This is a genomic window from Pseudomonas sp. F-14 TE3623, assembly GCF_053629015.1.
On sequence record NZ_JBRJHM010000001.1, the window covers coordinates 6543765 to 6560991 of the forward strand.

The 17227-nt window shown below is 58.8% G+C and carries 14 protein-coding genes and 4 tRNA genes; 7 read left to right on the forward strand and 11 right to left on the reverse strand.

What is annotated here, in order from left to right; all coding sequences use genetic code 11:
- The first annotated feature begins 42 nt into the window (after positions 1 to 42).
- The 3 genes from AB7M29_RS30240 to AB7M29_RS30250 all read left to right on the forward strand — a co-directional run bounded on the left by AB7M29_RS30240 (position 43) and on the right by AB7M29_RS30250 (position 2278).
- Complete coding sequence (locus AB7M29_RS30240) at positions 43 to 216, forward strand: DUF3094 domain-containing protein (RefSeq protein ID WP_050681443.1); 174 nt, start codon at positions 43 to 45, stop codon at positions 214 to 216.
- Positions 217 to 276: 60 nt separating this feature from the next.
- Complete coding sequence (locus tag AB7M29_RS30245) at positions 277 to 1575, forward strand: NAD(P)/FAD-dependent oxidoreductase (protein WP_217858659.1); 1299 nt, start codon at positions 277 to 279, stop codon at positions 1573 to 1575.
- Positions 1576 to 1882: 307 nt separating this feature from the next.
- The gene (locus AB7M29_RS30250; RefSeq protein WP_217858658.1) at positions 1883 to 2278 is read left to right on the forward strand and encodes an HvfA family oxazolone/thioamide-modified RiPP metallophore; all 396 of its coding nucleotides are present in this window, start codon (positions 1883 to 1885) and stop codon (positions 2276 to 2278) included.
- A gap of 105 nt (positions 2279 to 2383) precedes the next feature.
- On the opposite strand, the gene AB7M29_RS30255 is transcribed toward AB7M29_RS30250, so the two are convergent.
- The 7 genes from AB7M29_RS30255 to rluD all read right to left on the reverse strand — a co-directional run bounded on the left by AB7M29_RS30255 (position 2384) and on the right by rluD (position 7477).
- A tRNA-Pro gene (locus AB7M29_RS30255) sits at positions 2384 to 2460 on the reverse strand.
- A gap of 95 nt (positions 2461 to 2555) precedes the next feature.
- Positions 2556 to 2631: transfer RNA gene (locus AB7M29_RS30260), tRNA-Lys, on the reverse strand.
- Positions 2632 to 2636: 5 nt separating this feature from the next.
- Positions 2637 to 2713 (reverse strand) — tRNA-Pro (locus tag AB7M29_RS30265).
- 9 nt (positions 2714 to 2722) lie between these two features.
- A tRNA-Asn gene (locus AB7M29_RS30270) sits at positions 2723 to 2798 on the reverse strand.
- 300 nt (positions 2799 to 3098) lie between these two features.
- Positions 3099 to 5663, reverse strand: coding sequence for an ATP-dependent chaperone ClpB (gene clpB / locus AB7M29_RS30275; RefSeq protein ID WP_454248622.1), 2565 nt, complete (start codon positions 5661 to 5663; stop codon positions 3099 to 3101).
- Positions 5664 to 5792: 129 nt separating this feature from the next.
- Positions 5793 to 6518, reverse strand: coding sequence for a peptidoglycan editing factor PgeF (gene pgeF, locus AB7M29_RS30280; protein ID WP_217858657.1), 726 nt, complete (start codon positions 6516 to 6518; stop codon positions 5793 to 5795).
- Positions 6515 to 7477, reverse strand: a complete 963-nt coding sequence (gene rluD, locus AB7M29_RS30285; protein WP_007901932.1) for a 23S rRNA pseudouridine(1911/1915/1917) synthase RluD — start codon at positions 7475 to 7477, stop codon at positions 6515 to 6517. Before rluD ends, pgeF begins: the two co-directional genes overlap by 4 nt.
- A gap of 151 nt (positions 7478 to 7628) precedes the next feature.
- Here rluD and AB7M29_RS30290 point away from each other — a divergent pair, with 151 nt between their 5' ends.
- From AB7M29_RS30290 to AB7M29_RS30305, 4 genes are all read left to right on the forward strand, one after another.
- Positions 7629 to 8651: an outer membrane protein assembly factor BamD gene (locus AB7M29_RS30290; protein ID WP_217858656.1), complete on the forward strand. Its 1023-nt coding sequence runs from the start codon at positions 7629 to 7631 to the stop codon at positions 8649 to 8651.
- A 137-nt stretch (positions 8652 to 8788) separates the two neighbouring features.
- Positions 8789 to 9022: a PP0621 family protein gene (locus AB7M29_RS30295; protein ID WP_052967613.1), complete on the forward strand. Its 234-nt coding sequence runs from the start codon at positions 8789 to 8791 to the stop codon at positions 9020 to 9022.
- A complete protein-coding gene (locus tag AB7M29_RS30300) occupies positions 9012 to 10601 on the forward strand; it encodes a sensor histidine kinase (protein WP_454248623.1) in 1590 nt (529 codons plus the stop codon). The genes AB7M29_RS30295 and AB7M29_RS30300 overlap by 11 nt, the downstream gene beginning before the upstream one ends.
- A gap of 2 nt (positions 10602 to 10603) precedes the next feature.
- On the forward strand, positions 10604 to 11944 hold the full coding sequence (locus AB7M29_RS30305; protein ID WP_217858654.1) for a sigma-54-dependent transcriptional regulator: 1341 nt from the start codon (positions 10604 to 10606) through the stop codon (positions 11942 to 11944).
- 124 nt (positions 11945 to 12068) lie between these two features.
- Here AB7M29_RS30305 and thiO read toward each other — a convergent pair whose 3' ends face one another.
- Genes thiO through AB7M29_RS30325 form a run of 4 tightly spaced genes read right to left on the reverse strand, consistent with a single transcriptional unit; the run spans position 12069 to position 17227 of the window.
- Positions 12069 to 13169, reverse strand: a complete 1101-nt coding sequence (thiO, locus tag AB7M29_RS30310; RefSeq protein ID WP_217858653.1) for a glycine oxidase ThiO — start codon at positions 13167 to 13169, stop codon at positions 12069 to 12071.
- A 56-nt stretch (positions 13170 to 13225) separates the two neighbouring features.
- Positions 13226 to 13627 (reverse strand): type IV pilin protein, encoded by a 402-nt coding sequence (locus AB7M29_RS30315; RefSeq protein WP_038981497.1) that lies wholly within the window; start codon positions 13625 to 13627, stop codon positions 13226 to 13228.
- Between the two features lie 14 nt (positions 13628 to 13641).
- Positions 13642 to 16761, reverse strand: coding sequence for a pilus assembly protein (locus AB7M29_RS30320; protein WP_454248624.1), 3120 nt, complete (start codon positions 16759 to 16761; stop codon positions 13642 to 13644).
- The gene (locus tag AB7M29_RS30325) at positions 16748 to 17227 is read right to left on the reverse strand and encodes a pilus assembly PilX family protein (RefSeq protein WP_217858651.1); all 480 of its coding nucleotides are present in this window, start codon (positions 17225 to 17227) and stop codon (positions 16748 to 16750) included. The genes AB7M29_RS30320 and AB7M29_RS30325 overlap by 14 nt, the downstream gene beginning before the upstream one ends.

A 17227-nucleotide genomic window follows, 5' to 3' on the forward strand; every position in this document is an offset into this window, starting at 1 on the left:
AGCTTCTAAACATTCAGCAACGTCTATCTGACGAGGCCCAATATGACCAGCCGCCTGAACCCGGACGACCAAAAGCATGTCGAAGAGTACCTGCGCCTGTCCCAGCACCAAGTCGAGCGCCGGCCTTTCCGGCCGTGGATGCTCCTGGTGCTGGTGTTGGCAGTGACCATTGGTCTAGGCCTGTTGAGCCGACTTATCAGTTACCTGACGCTATGAGCAGCATCGCGCTCGCTCGGGTAACTGCACCGATTTCTTTTAGCCTTGCGAGATATCCCCATGACTCATCGTATTGTCATCGTTGGCGGCGGCGCCGGCGGTCTGGAGTTGGCTACCCGTCTGGGTAAGACTCTGGGCAAGCGCGGCACGGCCAGTGTGATGCTGGTCGACGCGAACCTGACCCACATCTGGAAACCGTTGTTGCACGAAGTGGCGGCAGGTTCCCTGAACTCTTCCGAAGACGAACTCAACTATGTTGCCCAGGCAAAATGGAACCACTTCGAGTTCCAGCTGGGGCGCATGAGCGGGCTCGATCGCACGCAGAAGAAAATCCAGCTGGCCGCCACCTACGACGAGGCCGGTCTGGAACTGGTGCCGGCGCGCGAAGTGCCTTACGACTCGCTGGTGATTGCCGTCGGCAGTACCACCAACGATTTCGGCACGCAGGGCGCGGCGCAACACTGCCTGTTCCTCGACACCCGCAAACAGGCCGAGCGCTTCCATCAACAACTGCTCAATCACTACCTGCGCGCCCACGCCGGGCAAACTGATACGGTGCAACAGATCAGCGTCGCGATCGTCGGCGCCGGTGCCACCGGGGTGGAACTGGCGGCAGAACTGCACAACGCCGCCCATGAACTCGCGGCCTACGGCCTGGACCGGATCAAACCGGAAAACATGCACATCACCCTGATCGAAGCCGGACCCCGAGTGCTGCCAGCCCTGCCGGAACGAATCGGCGGGCCTGTGCATAAGACCCTGGAGAAACTCGGGGTCAACGTCATGACCAATGCCGCGGTCAGCGAAGTGACGGCAGACAGCTTGATTACCGTCGATGGCAAAGTGATCAATGCCAGCCTGAAAGTCTGGGCCGCCGGGATTCGTGCGCCGGGTTTCCTCAAGGATATCGATGGCCTGGAAACCAACCGCATCAATCAGCTGCAAGTGTTGCCGACCCTGCAAACCACCCGCGACGAGAACATCTTCGCCTTCGGTGACTGTGCGGCCTGCCCACAACCGGGCACTGATCGCAATGTGCCGCCGCGCGCCCAGGCTGCGCACCAGCAAGCTTCGTTGCTGGCTAAATCGCTGAAACTGCGGATCGAAGGCAAAGCCCTGCCGGAGTACAAGTACACCGACTATGGTTCGCTGATTTCGCTGTCGCGTTTTTCGGCTGTGGGTAACTTGATGGGCAACCTCACCGGTAGCGTGATGCTCGAAGGCTGGCTGGCGCGGATGTTTTACGTGTCGCTATATCGCATGCACCAGATGGCGCTATACGGCGCGTTTCGCACAGCGATGTTGATGCTGGGTAGCAAGATTGGGCGCGGGACTGAGCCGCGGTTGAAGCTGCACTAAACACTGTGGGAGCGAGCCTGCTCGCGATAGCGGTCTGACATCCAGCACCTTTGTTGAATGTTAATCCCTCATCGCGAGCAGGCTCGCTCCCACATTAGCTCTATCAACTTAGAGATCTGTGTCTCACTGTATCTCCCCCCTGATTCCATTCCTTCGCTTACAAAGCCCCCCTTGCGCGACACAGTAGCGATACACCACGCCCGCTAAATGGCCACACCCGAGCAAGGCACTGCCTGCTTCGGTCATCGCCGCACTCACGTGGCGTCCTTTATCGAGCGGTTGTGTTGTGCAACCAAGGAGATTTGTAATGCCCCGTACTCTCAGTAAAAACACCGTTGGCCTGCTCGGCGCTGTTCTTGCCGGAGGCATAATGTTGTCCGGTTCTGTCTTCGCTTCGCAGCCGCTGACTCAGGGCTACCTGCTGGCCTCGGCGGAACAGGTCGTGAAGACGCCTGAAGGCAAATGTGGTGAAGGCAAGTGCGGTGACGCCTCGATGGCCAAGACTGACACCGATGATGACGGCAAGGTATCCCGCGCGGAATTTTTGAAAGTGGCGCCCAAGGCTGACTTCGACAAGATCGACACCAACCATGACGACCAGATCGACGAACAAGAGGCTTTTGATAACGTAAAAGCCAACTACGAAACCAATGGCAAAAAAATGCCGAAGGGCTTGTTCGAGCACCTGAAAGACAATAGCTAAGTCGCTGAAGACCAGGCCCTGCTTCTCCAACGAGAAGCAGGGCTTTTTTGCATTTGCCGCAGACAAAAAAAATCCCCGTATCTTTCGATACGAGGATTTTTAATATGGTCGGGGTAAGGGGATTCGAACTCCTGACATCCTGCTCCCAAAGCAGGCGCGCTACCGGACTGCGCTATACCCCGGTAAAAAAAAGGCACCTTTTAAAGGCGCCTTCTTCGATCAGCGCTTTTGGCCTCTGATCTTAAGATTCGATTCCAGCGCTAACTGGTTTCAAAAATGGTGGGTCGTGTGGGATTCGAACCTACGACCAATTGGTTAAAAGCCAACTGCTCTACCAACTGAGCTAACGACCCAAAAATGGTCGGGGTAAGGGGATTCGAACTCCTGACATCCTGCTCCCAAAGCAGGCGCGCTACCGGACTGCGCTATACCCCGGTTTGAAATTGGCTCCGTGACCAGGACTCGAACCTGGGACCCAATGATTAACAGTCATTTGCTCTACCGACTGAGCTATCACGGAACTACATATTTCAATTTACAACTGTGAAGCTTGCTTCACCTCTTCGACCCGTTCGCATCGCTGCGTTCGTGTGTCTGAGGCGCGCTATTCTACAATCTTAAGCACCTCTGTCAACCCCCTAAATTGCTTTCAAGTTAATGATTTGCAACTTATTTCAGATTCCTGCTTGGGGAGCAGAAACCCCTTTGGGGTGACTTACTGCGGGGCGCACTTTACAAGCCTTTTCCTTTAAGTTCAACAGCCTGGCGAAAAAAAGGCCTCGCAATGCGAGGCCTTCTTTTATTGCACTGCCGCCGAGCGTCAGACGAAAACGATTTCGTCGTTCTCCACCACACCTTTGGCGGTGTCGCCAGGCATGAATCGGCCCGACAGAATCAACTGTGCCAATGGGTTCTCGATCCAGCGCTGGATCGCCCGTTTGAGCGGCCGTGCGCCATACACCGGGTCGTAACCGACAGCGATCAGCTTATCCATCGCTTCCGGACTCAGCTCAAGCTTCAGCTCGCGCTCGGTCAGGCGGCTACGCAGGCGACCCAACTGGATCTCGGTAATGCCGGCGATCTGATCCCGAGCCAGCGGCTCGAAAATCACCACTTCGTCGACCCGGTTGATGAACTCCGGCCGGAAGTGCGTGGAAATCGCATCCATCACCGCCGCGCGCTGCGCCTCGCGATCACCCACCAGTTCCTGAATCTGCACCGATCCGAGGTTGGAGGTCATGACGATCACGGTATTTCTGAAATCCACCGTGCGACCATGGCTGTCGGTCAAACGGCCATCTTCGAGCACTTGCAGCAAAATGTTGAACACGTCCGGGTGGGCCTTCTCGACCTCGTCCAGGAGAATCACCGAATAAGGCTTGCGACGCACCGCCTCGGTCAGGTAACCACCCTCTTCATAGCCCACGTAGCCCGGTGGCGCTCCAATCAGTCGAGCCACGGAATGTTTCTCCATGAACTCGGACATGTCGATCCGCACCATCGCCTCTTCGGTATCGAACAGGAACTCGGCCAGCGCCTTGCACAACTCGGTTTTACCGACACCGGTCGGGCCGAGGAACATGAACGAACCGCTCGGGCGATTCGGGTCGGACAACCCGGCGCGGGAACGCCGCACGGCATTGGAAACGGCGATCACCGCTTCGTCCTGACCGATCACACGCTGGTGCAACAGGCTTTCCATCTTCATCAGTTTTTCGCGCTCGCCCTCGAGCATTTTCGACACAGGAATGCCGGTCCACTTCGACACGACTTCGGCGATCTCTTCTTCAGTCACCTTGCTGCGCAGCAACTGGTTTTCGCTTTTACCGTGCTGATCGACCATTTGCAGGCTGCGCTCCAGGTCCGGGATCACCCCGTATTGCAACTCGGCCATGCGGTTCAAGTCGCCCTTACGGCGCGCGGCTTCCAGTTCCTGACGGGACTGTTCGATCTTCTGCTGGATCTGTGCCGAACCCTGGACTTCGGCTTTTTCCGAGTTCCAGATTTCTTCGAGGTCCGAGTATTCACGCTCGTGACGAACGATTTCTTCCTGCAGTTTTTCCAGACGTTTCTTCGCCGCGTCGTCGCTTTCTTTCTTCAGCGCCTGGGATTCCACCTTCAGCTGAATCAGACGACGTTCCAGACGGTCCAGCACTTCCGGCTTGGAGTCGATCTCCATACGGATGCGGCTGGCGGCTTCGTCGATCAGGTCGATGGCTTTGTCCGGCAGCTGACGGTCGGTGATGTAGCGATGACTGAGCTTGGCCGCGGCGATGATCGCACCGTCGGTGATCGCCACCTTGTGGTGAACCTCGTAACGCTCCTTCAGGCCACGCAGGATGGCGATGGTGTCTTCTTCGCTCGGCTCATCCACCAAGACTTTCTGGAAGCGCCGCTCAAGGGCCGCATCCTTCTCTATATATTGGCGGTACTCGTTGAGCGTGGTCGCGCCCACGCAGTGCAGTTCACCACGAGCCAACGCAGGCTTGAGCATATTGCCCGCATCCATCGAGCCTTCGCCTTTACCGGCGCCGACCATGGTATGCAGTTCGTCGATGAACAGAATGATCTGCCCTTCCTGCTTCGACAGTTCGTTGAGCAGGGATTTGAGGCGTTCTTCGAACTCGCCGCGGTATTTGGCACCGGCAATCAAAGCCCCCATGTCCAGAGACAACAGACGCTTGCCTCTCAGGCCATCCGGTACTTCGCCGTTGATGATGCGCTGGGCCAGGCCTTCGGCGATGGCGGTTTTACCCACCCCAGGCTCACCGATCAGCACCGGGTTGTTCTTGGTGCGGCGTTGCAGGACCTGAATGGTGCGACGAATTTCGTCGTCGCGGCCGATCACTGGATCGAGCTTGCCTTCTTCGGCGCGCTTGGTCAGGTCGATGGTGTATTTGTCGAGCGCCTGACGGGATTCTTCATGGTTGGCATCATTGACTGCCTCACCGCCGCGCAGGTTATTGATCGCGTTTTCCAGGGCTTTCTTGCTCACGCCCTGGCCCAGCAACAATTTGCCGAGCTTGCTGTTCTCGTCCATGGCAGCGAGCAGCACCAGTTCGCTGGAGATGAATTGATCACCCTTCTGCTGAGCCAGGCGGTCAGCCTGGTTGAGCAGGCGCGCCAGATCCTGCGACATGTTCACATCGCCGGTGGGATTCTGGATTTTCGGCAGCTGATCGAGGACTTTGGTCAGTTCTTTACGCAAGCTGTTGACGTCAAAACCCACCTGCATCAGCAGGGGTTTGATCGAACCACCCTGCTGTTCAAGCATGGCCTGCATCAAATGCGCCGGCTCAATCGCCGGATGATCGAGGCCGACAGCCAGGGATTGGGCGTCGGACAAGGCTAACTGCAACTTGCTGGTTAAACGGTCTATACGCATGGGTCACCTTCCTTTTGAGCAGGCCGGACCTATAAACATCCTGAATGAAGAAACCTGCCAGATACCTCACTAGATGTGGTCGATTCTGGGAGATTCAAGCGTCGTGACGTTGATGCAGATCAGAGAAGTCTAGCGTTCGAGCCAGATCAGGGAAGCAAACCGACCGGTGCGTGGACTGCGGCGGTAAGAAAAGAAGCGAGGGTCGGTCACGGTGCAGAAACCGCCACCATAAACAGCGGTAACGCCGCGAGCGGCCAGACGTAAACGCGCCAGCTCATAGATGTCGGCCATGAACTTGCCGGCATTCTGGCTCGGCACGAAGGCTTTGGCGGCTTCAGGCAATTGCTGGACGAAGGTTTCGCGCACTTCCGGGCCGACTTCAAAGGCTTGCGGGCCAATGGCCGGGCCGAGCCAGACCAGCACGTCTTCAGGCGGCACGGCCAGACTGTCGAGGGTAGCTTCCAGCACACCCGCCGCCAACCCGCGCCAACCGGCATGGGCGGCAGCGACGCGGGTGCCGGCACGGTCGCAAAACAGCGCCGGAAGGCAATCAGCGGTCATCGCGGTGCAGGCGATACCGGGTGTTGCCGTCCAGCTGGCGTCGGCAGTGGCTACCAGGCTTGGATCTGCTTGGGCCACGACAATGCCGTGAACCTGCTTTAACCAGGCCGGTTGAATAGAGAAATGATCGGTGAGGCGACGGCGGTTTTCGGCGACAGCTTCGGGGCTGTCGTCGACATGATCGCCCAAATTGAGGCTGTCAAACGGCGCCAGACTGACGCCGCCCGCACGGGTGGTGACGCAGGCTTTCACCCCGGCAGGCGCAGGCCAGTCGGGAATCAGCCAGTCACTCATCCGATGAACGCCTCACGGTCTTGCTTGAGCAGCGACAGCAACCAGACGAAGTCATCCGGCAGTGGCGATTCCCAGCTCATGCGTTTTCCGGTGGTCGGATGGTCCAGCTCCAGGAACCGCGCATGCAGCGCCTGACGCGGGAAATTCTTCAGGGATTCGACCATGGTCACACTGGCGGCCGGCGGAATACGGAAACGACCGCCATAGGCAGGATCTCCGACCAACGGGTAGTTGATGTGCGCCATGTGCACGCGAATCTGGTGAGTACGACCGGTTTCCAGCTTCACCCGCACGTGAGTGTGGGAGCGGAAACGCTCGAGCACGCGGTAATGGCTGACGGCCTGCTTGCCACCTTCCATCACGGCCATGCGCTGGCGTTGCTGGCCGTGACGACCGATCGGCGCATTGATCTTGCCGCCGGCTGTCACCACACCGATCACGATACACTCGTAGATCCGGCTTACGCTGCGGCTCTGCAATTGCGTGACAAGCTGCGTCTGCGCTTGAATGGTCTTGGCTACCACCATCAGACCGGTGGTGTCCTTGTCCAGGCGATGCACAATACCGGCGCGGGGCACATTGATAATGTCCGGCACGTGGTGCAGCAAGGCGTTGAGCAAAGTGCCATCAGCGTGACCGGCAGCCGGATGCACCACCAGGCCCGCAGGCTTGTTGATCACCAGGATGTCGTCGTCTTCATAGACGATGTCCAGCTCGATGTCTTGAGCGATCCATTCGCCCTGAGCTTCCTGCTCGGCAGTCAGTTCAAGAATGGCGCCACCATGAACGATGTCTCGCGGGCGGATAACCGCCCCATCCACAGTCAGGCGGCCGTCTTTGATCCAGGCGGAAAGGCGCGAGCGCGAGTGCTCAGCGAATAATTGTGCGGCGACTTGATCGAGGCGTTGGCCGCCCAATTCGGACGGCACCTCTGCGCGAAGTTCAATTTTATCGGACATGCTCAGACTAGGCGTCGGCACAGCCTTTGGTTTCGGCTGCGCGCTTGTGGTTAAATACGGCGTCTTTTGCCCCGAGGCTTTTCAACGGGGCGCTCATCATAACAGGACGGCCCCGCCCAAGACAGCGGCCGTCATAGGGACGCAAGCCGCCATGCAAGTGAAACACCTGCTGCTGATCGCCATCCTCGCATTGACCGCTGCTTGCTCATCGAAGGAAGTCGTAGACGAAAACCTGAGCGAAGTCGAGCTGTACCAGCAGGCGCAGACCGACCTGGACAATAATAGTTACACCAGCGCCACAGCCAAGCTGAAGGCCCTGGAGTCGCGTTATCCGTTCGGTCGCTACGCCGATCAGGCTCAACTCGAGCTCATCTACGCCAACTACAAGAATGCCGAGCCTGAGGCTGCGAAGTCCGCCGCCGAGCGTTTCATTCGTCTGCACCCGCAGCACCCGAACGTGGATTACGCCTACTACCTCAAGGGCCTGACCTCTTTCGACCAGGACGTCGGCCTGCTGGCGCGCTTCTTGCCGCTGGACATGACCAAGCGTGACCCGGGCGCCGCTCGCGACTCCTACAACGAGTTCGCGCAGCTGACCAGCCGCTTCCCGAACAGCCGCTACTCACCGGATGCCAAGCAGCGCATGATCTACCTGCGCAACCTGCTGGCTTCCTACGAGATTCACGTTGCCGACTATTACCTGACTCGTCAGGCCTATGTCGCCGCCGCGAACCGTGGTCGTTACGTGGTGGAAAACTTCCAGGAAACCCCTTCGGTCGGTGACGGCCTGGCGGTGATGACTGAAGCCTACCAGCGTCTGCACCTGGACGAACTGGCCGCGACCACCCTCGAAACCCTGAAGCTCAACTACCCGAACCACCCAAGCCTGGTGGACGGTCAGTTCGTGCCTTCGAAGGACGAAGCCGACAACCGTTCGTGGCTGAGCAAGGCCACCTTGGGCCTGATCGAATCCCGTCCGCCGCTGCCGCCGGGTGAAACCCGCGCCAACCAGGACGTACAGAGGCAGTTCCAGGATGCCAAGGACTCGATTCCGAACGAGCTCAAGCCTAAAGATGAAAACGGCGATGTGATCGAAGAAGAGCAGCACGAGTCCGAAGCCAACAATACCGATCGCTCGTGGTTCAGCTACATGACCTTCGGCGTGTTCGACTGACGCTGGGGTGTTGTGCCGAGAAGGCGCCTTTCGAGGCGCCTTTTTTATTACCGGATTTCAGGGGTGAGCGTATTGCGCTGTGCGCCTGACCCGTCCTTGGCTAAACTGCCAATTCACTACTCAAAAAGCAGCTCACCATGCTTCGTTTATTGTTCTGGATCGCCCTGATTGCCGCTGCGATATGGTTCTGGCGCAAGTTCAAGGGCCCGGCTTCGGGCACCAACACGCCGCGCGAGCAAGATGCTCCACCCATGGTCCGCTGTGCTCATTGCGGTGTACACCTGCCCCGCGACCGCGCGCTGAGCCTTCAACAACAGTGGTATTGCAGCCAGGCTCACCTTGAGCAAGGCCCGGGTTCCAGTGATCGCTGAGACGTCCAGTCCCGGCAACAAACAGGCCCAGCGACTGCTGCGCCTCTATCACCTCTACCGTTTAAGCATCGGCATCACCTTGGTGCTGTTGATCTCCAGCAACATGGACAACCAGTTGCTGACGTTCGCCAATGATGACTTGCTGCGTAACGGCAGCTGGTTGTACCTGGTGCTGAATATCCTGCTGGTGGTCTTTCAGGGGAACACCCGGCGCCCGGCGCAGTTGTTCAGCCTGGCGCTGGTCGATGTGCTGCTGCTATGCGGCCTGTTCTATGCCGCTGGCGGCATGCCCAGCGCCATCGGCAACCTGTTGATCGTGTCGGTGGTCATCAGCAACACCCTGCTGCGCGGGCGCATCGGCCTGTTGATTGCGGCAGTTGGCGCCCTCGGCATCGTGGGCTTGAGCTTCCTTCTGAGCTTCAGCCATCCCACCAGCCCCAACGATTACCTGCAAATTGGCACTCTTGGGGCCCTGTGTTTTGCCGCAGCATTGCTGGTGCAAGGCTTGATCCGAAGACTGGAAGTCAGCGAAACCCTGGCCGAGCAGCGGGCCAGCGAAGTGCTCAGCCTCGAAGCCCTCAACGCACTGATCCTGCAACGCATGCGCACGGGCATTCTGGTGCTGGACGACCAACGGCATGTGCAACTGGCCAATCACAGCGCCTTGACCTTGCTGGGGCAGGAAAAACTCGATGGCCAGTTGATCGACGACTATTCGATGCCGTTGGTCGAGCGGCTCCAACTGTGGTTCAACAATCCGACTTTGCGCCCACAAAGCCTGAAAATCGCCAGCAATGGTCTTGAGCTGCAACCGAGTTTCATTGCCCTGAACCATAGCCCGCACCACCAGACGCTGGTTTTTCTCGAAGACCTCGCCCAAATCGCCCAACAGGCCCAGCAACTTAAACTCGCCGCCCTCGGTCGCCTGACCGCCGGTATTGCCCATGAGATCCGCAATCCACTGGGTGCCATTAGTCATGCCGCGCAGTTACTGCAGGAATCCGAGGAACTGAACGGCGCGGATCGGCGTCTGACACAGATTATTCAAGACCACTCTCAGCGAATGAATCGGGTAATCGAAAACGTCCTGCAACTGTCTCGTCGCCAGCAAACCGTGCCGCAACGGCTGGATCTACGGCCGTGGCTGGAGCACTTTGTCGCTGAAACTCGCGAAGGGGCGACCGAACGTCAGCAAATTCACCTGCGCATCGGTTCGGGAAACTTCAAAACCCTGATGGACCCGAATCAGCTGACCCAGATTCTCGACAATCTGCTGCGCAACGCCTGGCGCCATAGCGCACTGAAGCACGCTCAGGCTCAAGCCTGGCTTGAGTTGCACCTCGACCCGGAGAGCCAGTTGCCGACCCTTGAAGTCCTGGACGATGGCCCCGGCGTGGCGCCGGAGCAGCGCTCGCACTTGTTCGAACCGTTCTTCACCACCAGCAGCCAGGGTACTGGCCTGGGGCTTTATCTGTCCCGTGAGCTGTGCGAAAGCAATCAGGCCCGCCTAGACTTCAAACCACGCCAAGGCGGCGGCTGCTTTCGCATCACTTTTGCTCACGGACGGAAACAAAGTTGAACATGAGCCCACGGCAAAAAATCCTGATCGTCGACGACGAGCCGGATATTCGCGAACTCCTGGAAATAACCCTGGGGCGGATGAAACTCGACACCTTCAGCGCCCGCAATCTCGCAGAAGCGCAAGCAATGCTGGCACGGGAGACATTCGACCTGTGCCTGACCGACATGCGCCTGCCCGACGGCACCGGTCTGGCGCTGGTGCAGCACATCCAGCAGCGCTATGCGCAAGTGCCGGTAGCGATGATCACGGCCTATGGCAGCCTGGAGACGGCAATCAACGCCCTCAAGGCTGGAGCCTTCGATTTTCTGACCAAACCGGTCGACCTCACCCGCCTGCGCGAACTGGTCACCAGCGCGCTGAGTTTGCCTGCGCCAGGCGGCGCCAGCAGTGCCATCGACCGTCGACTGCTGGGTGACTCACTGCCCATGCGCAGCCTGCGCAAACAAATCGACAAACTAGCCCGCAGTCAGGCCCCGGTGTACATCAGCGGCGAGTCTGGCAGCGGCAAAGAGTTGGTCGCCCGACTGATCCACGATCAAGGCCCACGCGCCAACCGACCGTTCGTGCCGGTGAACTGCGGGGCTATCCCGTCGGAATTGATGGAAAGCGAATTTTTCGGCCATCGCAAAGGCAGCTTCAGCGGCGCCATCGAAGACAAACCCGGGCTGTTCCAGGCCGCACAGGGCGGCACTTTGTTCCTCGATGAGGTGGCAGACCTGCCGCTGGCGATGCAGGTCAAACTATTGCGGGCCATTCAAGAGAAAGCCGTGCGCAGCATCGGTGGGCAGCAGGAAACCGTGGTCGATGTGCGCATACTCTGCGCCACCCACAAAGACCTCGATACCGAAGTCGCCGCCGAACGCTTTCGCCAGGACTTGTACTACCGTCTGAACGTGATCGAGCTGCGGGTGCCGCCCTTGCGCGAACGCCGCGACGACATTGAGCTTCTGGCCAACAATATGCTCAAGCGGCTGGCGACCGGCACTGGCCAACCCGCTGCAAAACTCCACCCGCAAGCCCTCGACGCACTGAAAAGCTATCGTTTTCCAGGAAACGTGCGGGAATTGGAGAACATGCTTGAGCGGGCGCACACCTTGTGCGAGAACAAACAAATCGAAGCCAGCGACCTGCGGCTGGCCGAAGGCAACTGCAACCCGGACGGCGACGTGCCGGACCTGACGCAGATCGACAACCTGGAGGCCTATCTGGAAAACGTCGAACGCAAACTCATCCTCCAGGCCCTGGAAGAAACCCGCTGGAACCGCACGGCAGCGGCTCAGCGGTTGAATCTGTCGTTTCGGTCGATGCGTTACAGGCTCAAGAAATTGGGGTTGGATTGAACCGTTAAAAGATCGCAAGCCTTCCGCAGCTCCTACAGATTCGGTGTTCGCCGCCATATCGATATCGCGGTCAAACATAATTCAATGTAGGAGCTGCCGAAGGCTGCGATCTTTTGATCTTCTGTCAGATTCGTCCGACTGGTGCATACGGCGCAGGATCGATAATCGGCGCCCTACCCAGCATCACATCCGCAAACAACTGACACGACGCCGGCGCCAGCACCAGTCCATTACGGTAGTGCCCGCAGTTGAGCCAGAGCCCGTCAAAACCCGGCACCCGGCCAATATAGGGAATCCCTTCCGGTGACCCCGGCCGCAACCCGGCCCAATGCCCCACCACCTCGGCATCCGCCAGCGCCGGAATCAACTCCACCGCCGAGGCCTTCAGGCTTTCCAGTGCGGTGTCGGTCGGCGTCTTGTCGAAGCCTTCATGCTCCAGCGTACTGCCGATCAGAATGTGCCCGTCGCGCCGCGGAATGGCATAACGCCCCTTGGCCAGGACCATGCTTGGAAGGAAGTCCGCCGCGCACTTGTAGAGAATCATCTGGCCTTTGACCGGCTCGACCGGCAACTCCAGGCCCAGGCTTTTCAGCAAGTCACCGCTCCAGGCTCCGGCCGTCAAAACCACCTGATCACCCGCAATGGCCCCCATCGAAGTCTGAACCCCGACCACCGCAGCGCCTTCACGGATAAACCCGCTGACCTCGCACTGCTCATGAATCGTCACATTCGGCAGCGCCAGCAAGGCTGCCTTGAGGGATTTCACCAGCCGTGGATTACGCACATTGGCCACATCGGCCATGTAGATCGCCCGCGAAAAACCGGCGCCCAATACCGGCACCGCATCGTGTGCCGCAGAGATATCCACAGCCCGCAGCGGGCGGTTTTCCCGTGTGGCCCAGGCGAGCGCTTCGGCTTCGTCATCCAGGTCCAGCCAGTACAATCCGGTGGTGTGCACTTCAGGATCGACACCAGTGGTGGCAAACAAATGCTCCGCCAGCTGTGGATAAAAATCCTGGGACCAATGAGCCAACGCAGTGACCGCCGGGCTGTAACGCCACGGGTAGAGGGGCGAGACGATCCCGCCACCGGCCCAGGACGACTCCTGACCGACATTCGAGCGGTCCAGCAGCACGACGCTCTGCACTTCGGACGCGAGATTGAACGCCGTCAGCAGGCCAATCACCCCGCCGCCGACAATCACCACTTGCTGCTGCCTGCTCATGTTCTGATCCAACCGTTCAATAGACAGAGGGCGTAAAGGGCGCCCGAAAAATAAACTCAGCGACCCCAGCAACTCTTGGTGGTCTGGCCGGCCGTCGCATTGACCATGCTTCTGACGCCCGTGTTGGTGAGCGTGAAGTCACCACACTTGTCGCTCGCCATGCTCGATCCGGCCTTGCGTGTTGCCGTCAGCAGGAAGGTCTGATCGGTCAGGGTCGGGGTGATGGTATAGAAATCATTGCCGGCGCTCAGACCGGTGGCATTGGTGTAGACATTATTCTTCGAATAGAAGCGCTCAAGGATCTGTGCCTGCTCGGAAAGCAGCCCGGCCACTTCAGTACGGCGCCCCTTTTTTACATACTCGGTGAGGCTCGGATAGCCGATAGTGATGACGATCCCGATGATCGCAATCACGATCATGATTTCGATCAGGGTAAAACCTCGGTTGGATCTGCGCATGCCTCAACTCTCACTTACTGTATTTGTCGCCACATGATGCGACGGCCGCTGCCGCCACCGGATTTTTCCACCAGTGTGCTGATGCCGCCACCGGAGTCGTTCACAATCTTGCGGGAGGCGTCGTTGACGACCGCGTTCAGGGTCGGGATGCCGCCAGTGAAGATCACCCCACTGGAAATTGTGTCAGTGCTGTCGACCGTCCCGTCGGCATTGGTGTCGAGCACCGCGTAATTGAGCATCTTACCGCTGAACGCATCGAGTTCGATCAGTTTGCCGCTGCCGAAGCCGGCACAGGGGTCCGTGGTATCCATACTGGCCGTGCTAAACACGATTCGCCCCGATACCAGAGTGGCCTGATTGATCACTCGCTCTCCCGTCAGCACATTGTTGTACACCAACGGCAAGTACCAGCCTTTCTTTGCCGGGTAGGTCACTTCGTTCTGGCTGGTGGTGATGAATTGCCCGGAGCTGCCCGAAAAAACGCCGGTCACCGCCTGCGCCTGCAAGCTGGAAGTGGTGATTTGCCCCGCGCCACCCTCCGCATCCCATACCGCGTAGAACGCCTGGAGATCCTTGTTGGTCTTGTCGGCGGCCTCATTTAATTTGCCGGTACCGAACAACACTTGCTTACCGCCCAATGCGTGATCGGCAAGCAGTGGCTGCACAGTGATCGGTTGGGTCGCCCCTCCCGCCGTGGTGAACAACGGCTTGCCGGAAAACGCCACGCCCCAGGTGTCTGTGGTGGTGCCACTCAAATCGAACTTCCACAACCGCCCCTTCAAGTCGCCCCCATAGGCGGCCTGCACCACGTTCTGCGAATTGACCCTGAGCTTCACCGACGACAAGCCGTTGGTGGTGTCTGTACTGTCGACCACGATCTTCTTGATCAGTGAGCCGTCGCGGATATCCACCACATACAGCGCTGCCACTCCGGAGTGACTGCCATAACCGTTGGAAATGAACGCCGCCCAGCGACCATCGGCCAAGCGTGCCACTTCGGGGCGCGCATAGGCATAACCCAGATCATTGAAAACGTTCGCCGCATCAGCCGTGGCTGGCGCACTGATTTCCCACAACGCGTTAGTCACATTACCGGCCGAGGCGTCGAACAGTTGCAGGGCATAAAACGTTTTGCCGCCCGCCCCTGTTCCACCAATCGCCAGGGTTTTCCAGGCGCTATCGAGTTGAGCATCGAACACACCGACCTGACCGTCGACCAAAAACTTGTGGCTTACACCGTTGATGTAAGTGAGGTCAGCGATGTAGCGCAATGATGGCAGCACACTGGAGGGCATATAGCCGTAGCGTCTGACACCGTTGGTCGAGTTGATGACGTTTACAAAACCGTCGTTGGCGTTCACCACCAAGCTGGAGTTCATGTTGGCGGCTTTGGTGGCGAGGTAGGTGCTGTAGGTGGTGTCACCCACCAGATCGGACGCGGTTTTGTCCGTGGGCGCGGCCAGCACGAGAGGCGAATTGATGATATCGCCGAGCAATACACTGCGCGTTTTCAAGCCGGTTTTATTGGTGCCCTTGCTCCACTCCACCAGATCGCTACCGGTGATGCCGACGGGCAGCCCCTGGTTGAGAGAATCCTGCTGGACCGGGGAGAAGTTGCTGTAGGCCAGAGTGACAGCAGCTTTGGTCAGGGTATTCCAGGACTGGTAGGTCGGCGCGGTAGCACCGGGCACGATGGTGGTATCGGTCGTCCACAGCACCGCCGCCGTGTTCACCGCGCCCGCCGATGTGAAGCCAAAAGACTTGATGGTGCCCCGCCAGTCCTTGGGGTCGTAGGTGGTCTGGAAGTAGGCTGAGTTGCTGGTCAGGGTTGTGCCGCTGGCAACGCCGCTGCCACCTGATCCGGCCTTGGAGGTGATGTCGCTCAAAGCCGAAGAAAGTGCGCTGTTCAGTCCCGTGCCATCAGTCGCCTGGTAGTACCTTCCCTGTCCGTAGGTCGCGGCGTCCGCCAGCATCTGGTTTGCCGCGGTGAAACCCACGGTGTAGGTATTCATGTTCTGCCTGGGAAAGTCCAGGGCGTCCCAGCTTTTGCCCGTAGCATCGGTTCCCGTGGAGCGCATGTCGATGTCGAAAGCGAACTTGGCGATGTCATCCAGGAACAGGGTGTCGCCCTGATCATCGCCGAAGAGGTTGGCGCCATCGTTATTGCTGATACCGTCCCAGTTCGGTAACTGGCTACCACCCAGCGGATCGTCGGTCGGAAAGGTTCGGTCGTAGGTCGGCAGACCACCGGTGATTACCACGCCGTAATTTCTCTGGCAGCGATACTGAATCGGACTGGTGTAGGTGGTGGGCGTCGAGTTGTTGTACGGCGCCATGCCACGGAAATAGCGGGTGATCTCGTAATAGGCTTCCGCCAGGGGCGTATTGGCCTCCGCGCTCAGTTCGTCGATTCCGGCGATCAATGCGTTGTAGTTGGTATCGGCCTGAGCCTGGGTCACGGTGCCGCTGACTGCCGACAAATCACTGACCGAACGGACGATGTAACCGCCGTCATTCTTATGGTTGCCGACCGCCAGGTTGAACGTCGCGAGGCCGATGCGCAGCGAGCGGTTGCTGGCCACCAACGTCTTGGAAACGTTGCGCGCCACATTCATCCGGTAATCATTGGGGATCGAGCCATCGGTGAAATCCCGGTCGGCATTGTTCGCCAGGCTTATCAGATAGGACAGGTAATTCGCCGTATATAGCGTGTCCTCGCTCCCCACCGGATCGGGAAGCTTGAGGCAAAGCGACTCCAGACCGGTAGAGCTGTTGTTATAAAAACCGTACCAATCCTTCGAACATGTTCCTCGAGTCAAACTCGACAAAGCAATATTGGTATCGGTCATGTCAAGCTCGCGGCCTTTCTTGCACGAACCATTGGAGAGGCAAATAGTCACCGGGGCGCGCGCGACCGTCGGGTCGAAGCCTGTCGCCCAGATAATGCTGTTCATACTCTTCGAGTCGTCGAGTAACAGCATTACATTGGGCGCCACGGCGGCGGCGTTCAACAGCGGCGAATCCGAGGGCGTGAAGGCGTAAGTCGGCGCTGCCAGATAAAGACTCAACGCCGCGCCGCAGAACAATTGCAACAACCAACGGCGCCAGCCTGTACGGGTCTCAGTACTTCGCATAGATACTCTCCACCACACTGCGCGAATTGCCCGCGATGCCCACGGCGGTCACCCGGTACAGCGTTGCCGACGTGTTGCTCGGCACGTTCACGGCCGTCAGGGTGGTGCCGATGTTCTGCACCCCGTAAAAGCCGCTGCCGGAGGCGATCCAGGTCACCCCCGAGGTGGAGTTGAACCCGGCGGTGGTAATGACCGACACCTCGGCCGGCGGCACACATTGGCTGGTACCGCTGCAAACCGGCAATGAATAGGTGTCCAGTTGCACCGCGCTTTCACCGACACGCAATGCCGCTTCTGCGCCCTGGAACGACTGATTACGCAGGATCACGCTGCCGGCCATTTTTTCCTGCAACGTCGCGCTCTGCATCGACGAAAGGCCGATCAACGTCAGCACCAGAAGAAACACCAGGCTGACCAACAGCGCCATGCCGCGCTGGGCGTGAGGGGTCATGGGAGCAATACTCAT

Bases quoted from the DNA above. Each gene is read 5' to 3' on its own strand.
- clpB (WP_454248622.1), bottom strand. From the start codon at position 5,663: ATGCGTATAGACCGTTTAACCAGCAAGTTGCAGTTAGCCTTGTCCGAC.
- AB7M29_RS30250 (WP_217858658.1), top strand. From the start codon at position 1,883: ATGCCCCGTACTCTCAGTAAAAACACCGTTGGCCTGCTCGGCGCTGTT.
- AB7M29_RS30315 (WP_038981497.1), bottom strand. From the start codon at position 13,627: ATGCGCAGATCCAACCGAGGTTTTACCCTGATCGAAATCATGATCGTG.
- rluD (WP_007901932.1), bottom strand. From the start codon at position 7,477: ATGTCCGATAAAATTGAACTTCGCGCAGAGGTGCCGTCCGAATTGGGC.
- AB7M29_RS30325 (WP_217858651.1), bottom strand. From the start codon at position 17,227: ATGAGTATTGCTCCCATGACCCCTCACGCCCAGCGCGGCATGGCGCTG.
- AB7M29_RS30320 (WP_454248624.1), bottom strand. From the start codon at position 16,761: ATGCGAAGTACTGAGACCCGTACAGGCTGGCGCCGTTGGTTGTTGCAA.
- AB7M29_RS30245 (WP_217858659.1), top strand. From the start codon at position 277: ATGACTCATCGTATTGTCATCGTTGGCGGCGGCGCCGGCGGTCTGGAG.
- AB7M29_RS30240 (WP_050681443.1), top strand. From the start codon at position 43: ATGACCAGCCGCCTGAACCCGGACGACCAAAAGCATGTCGAAGAGTAC.
- AB7M29_RS30305 (WP_217858654.1), top strand. From the start codon at position 10,604: ATGAGCCCACGGCAAAAAATCCTGATCGTCGACGACGAGCCGGATATT.
- thiO (WP_217858653.1), bottom strand. From the start codon at position 13,169: ATGAGCAGGCAGCAGCAAGTGGTGATTGTCGGCGGCGGGGTGATTGGC.
- AB7M29_RS30295 (WP_052967613.1), top strand. From the start codon at position 8,789: ATGCTTCGTTTATTGTTCTGGATCGCCCTGATTGCCGCTGCGATATGG.
- AB7M29_RS30290 (WP_217858656.1), top strand. From the start codon at position 7,629: ATGCAAGTGAAACACCTGCTGCTGATCGCCATCCTCGCATTGACCGCT.
- pgeF (WP_217858657.1), bottom strand. From the start codon at position 6,518: ATGAGTGACTGGCTGATTCCCGACTGGCCTGCGCCTGCCGGGGTGAAA.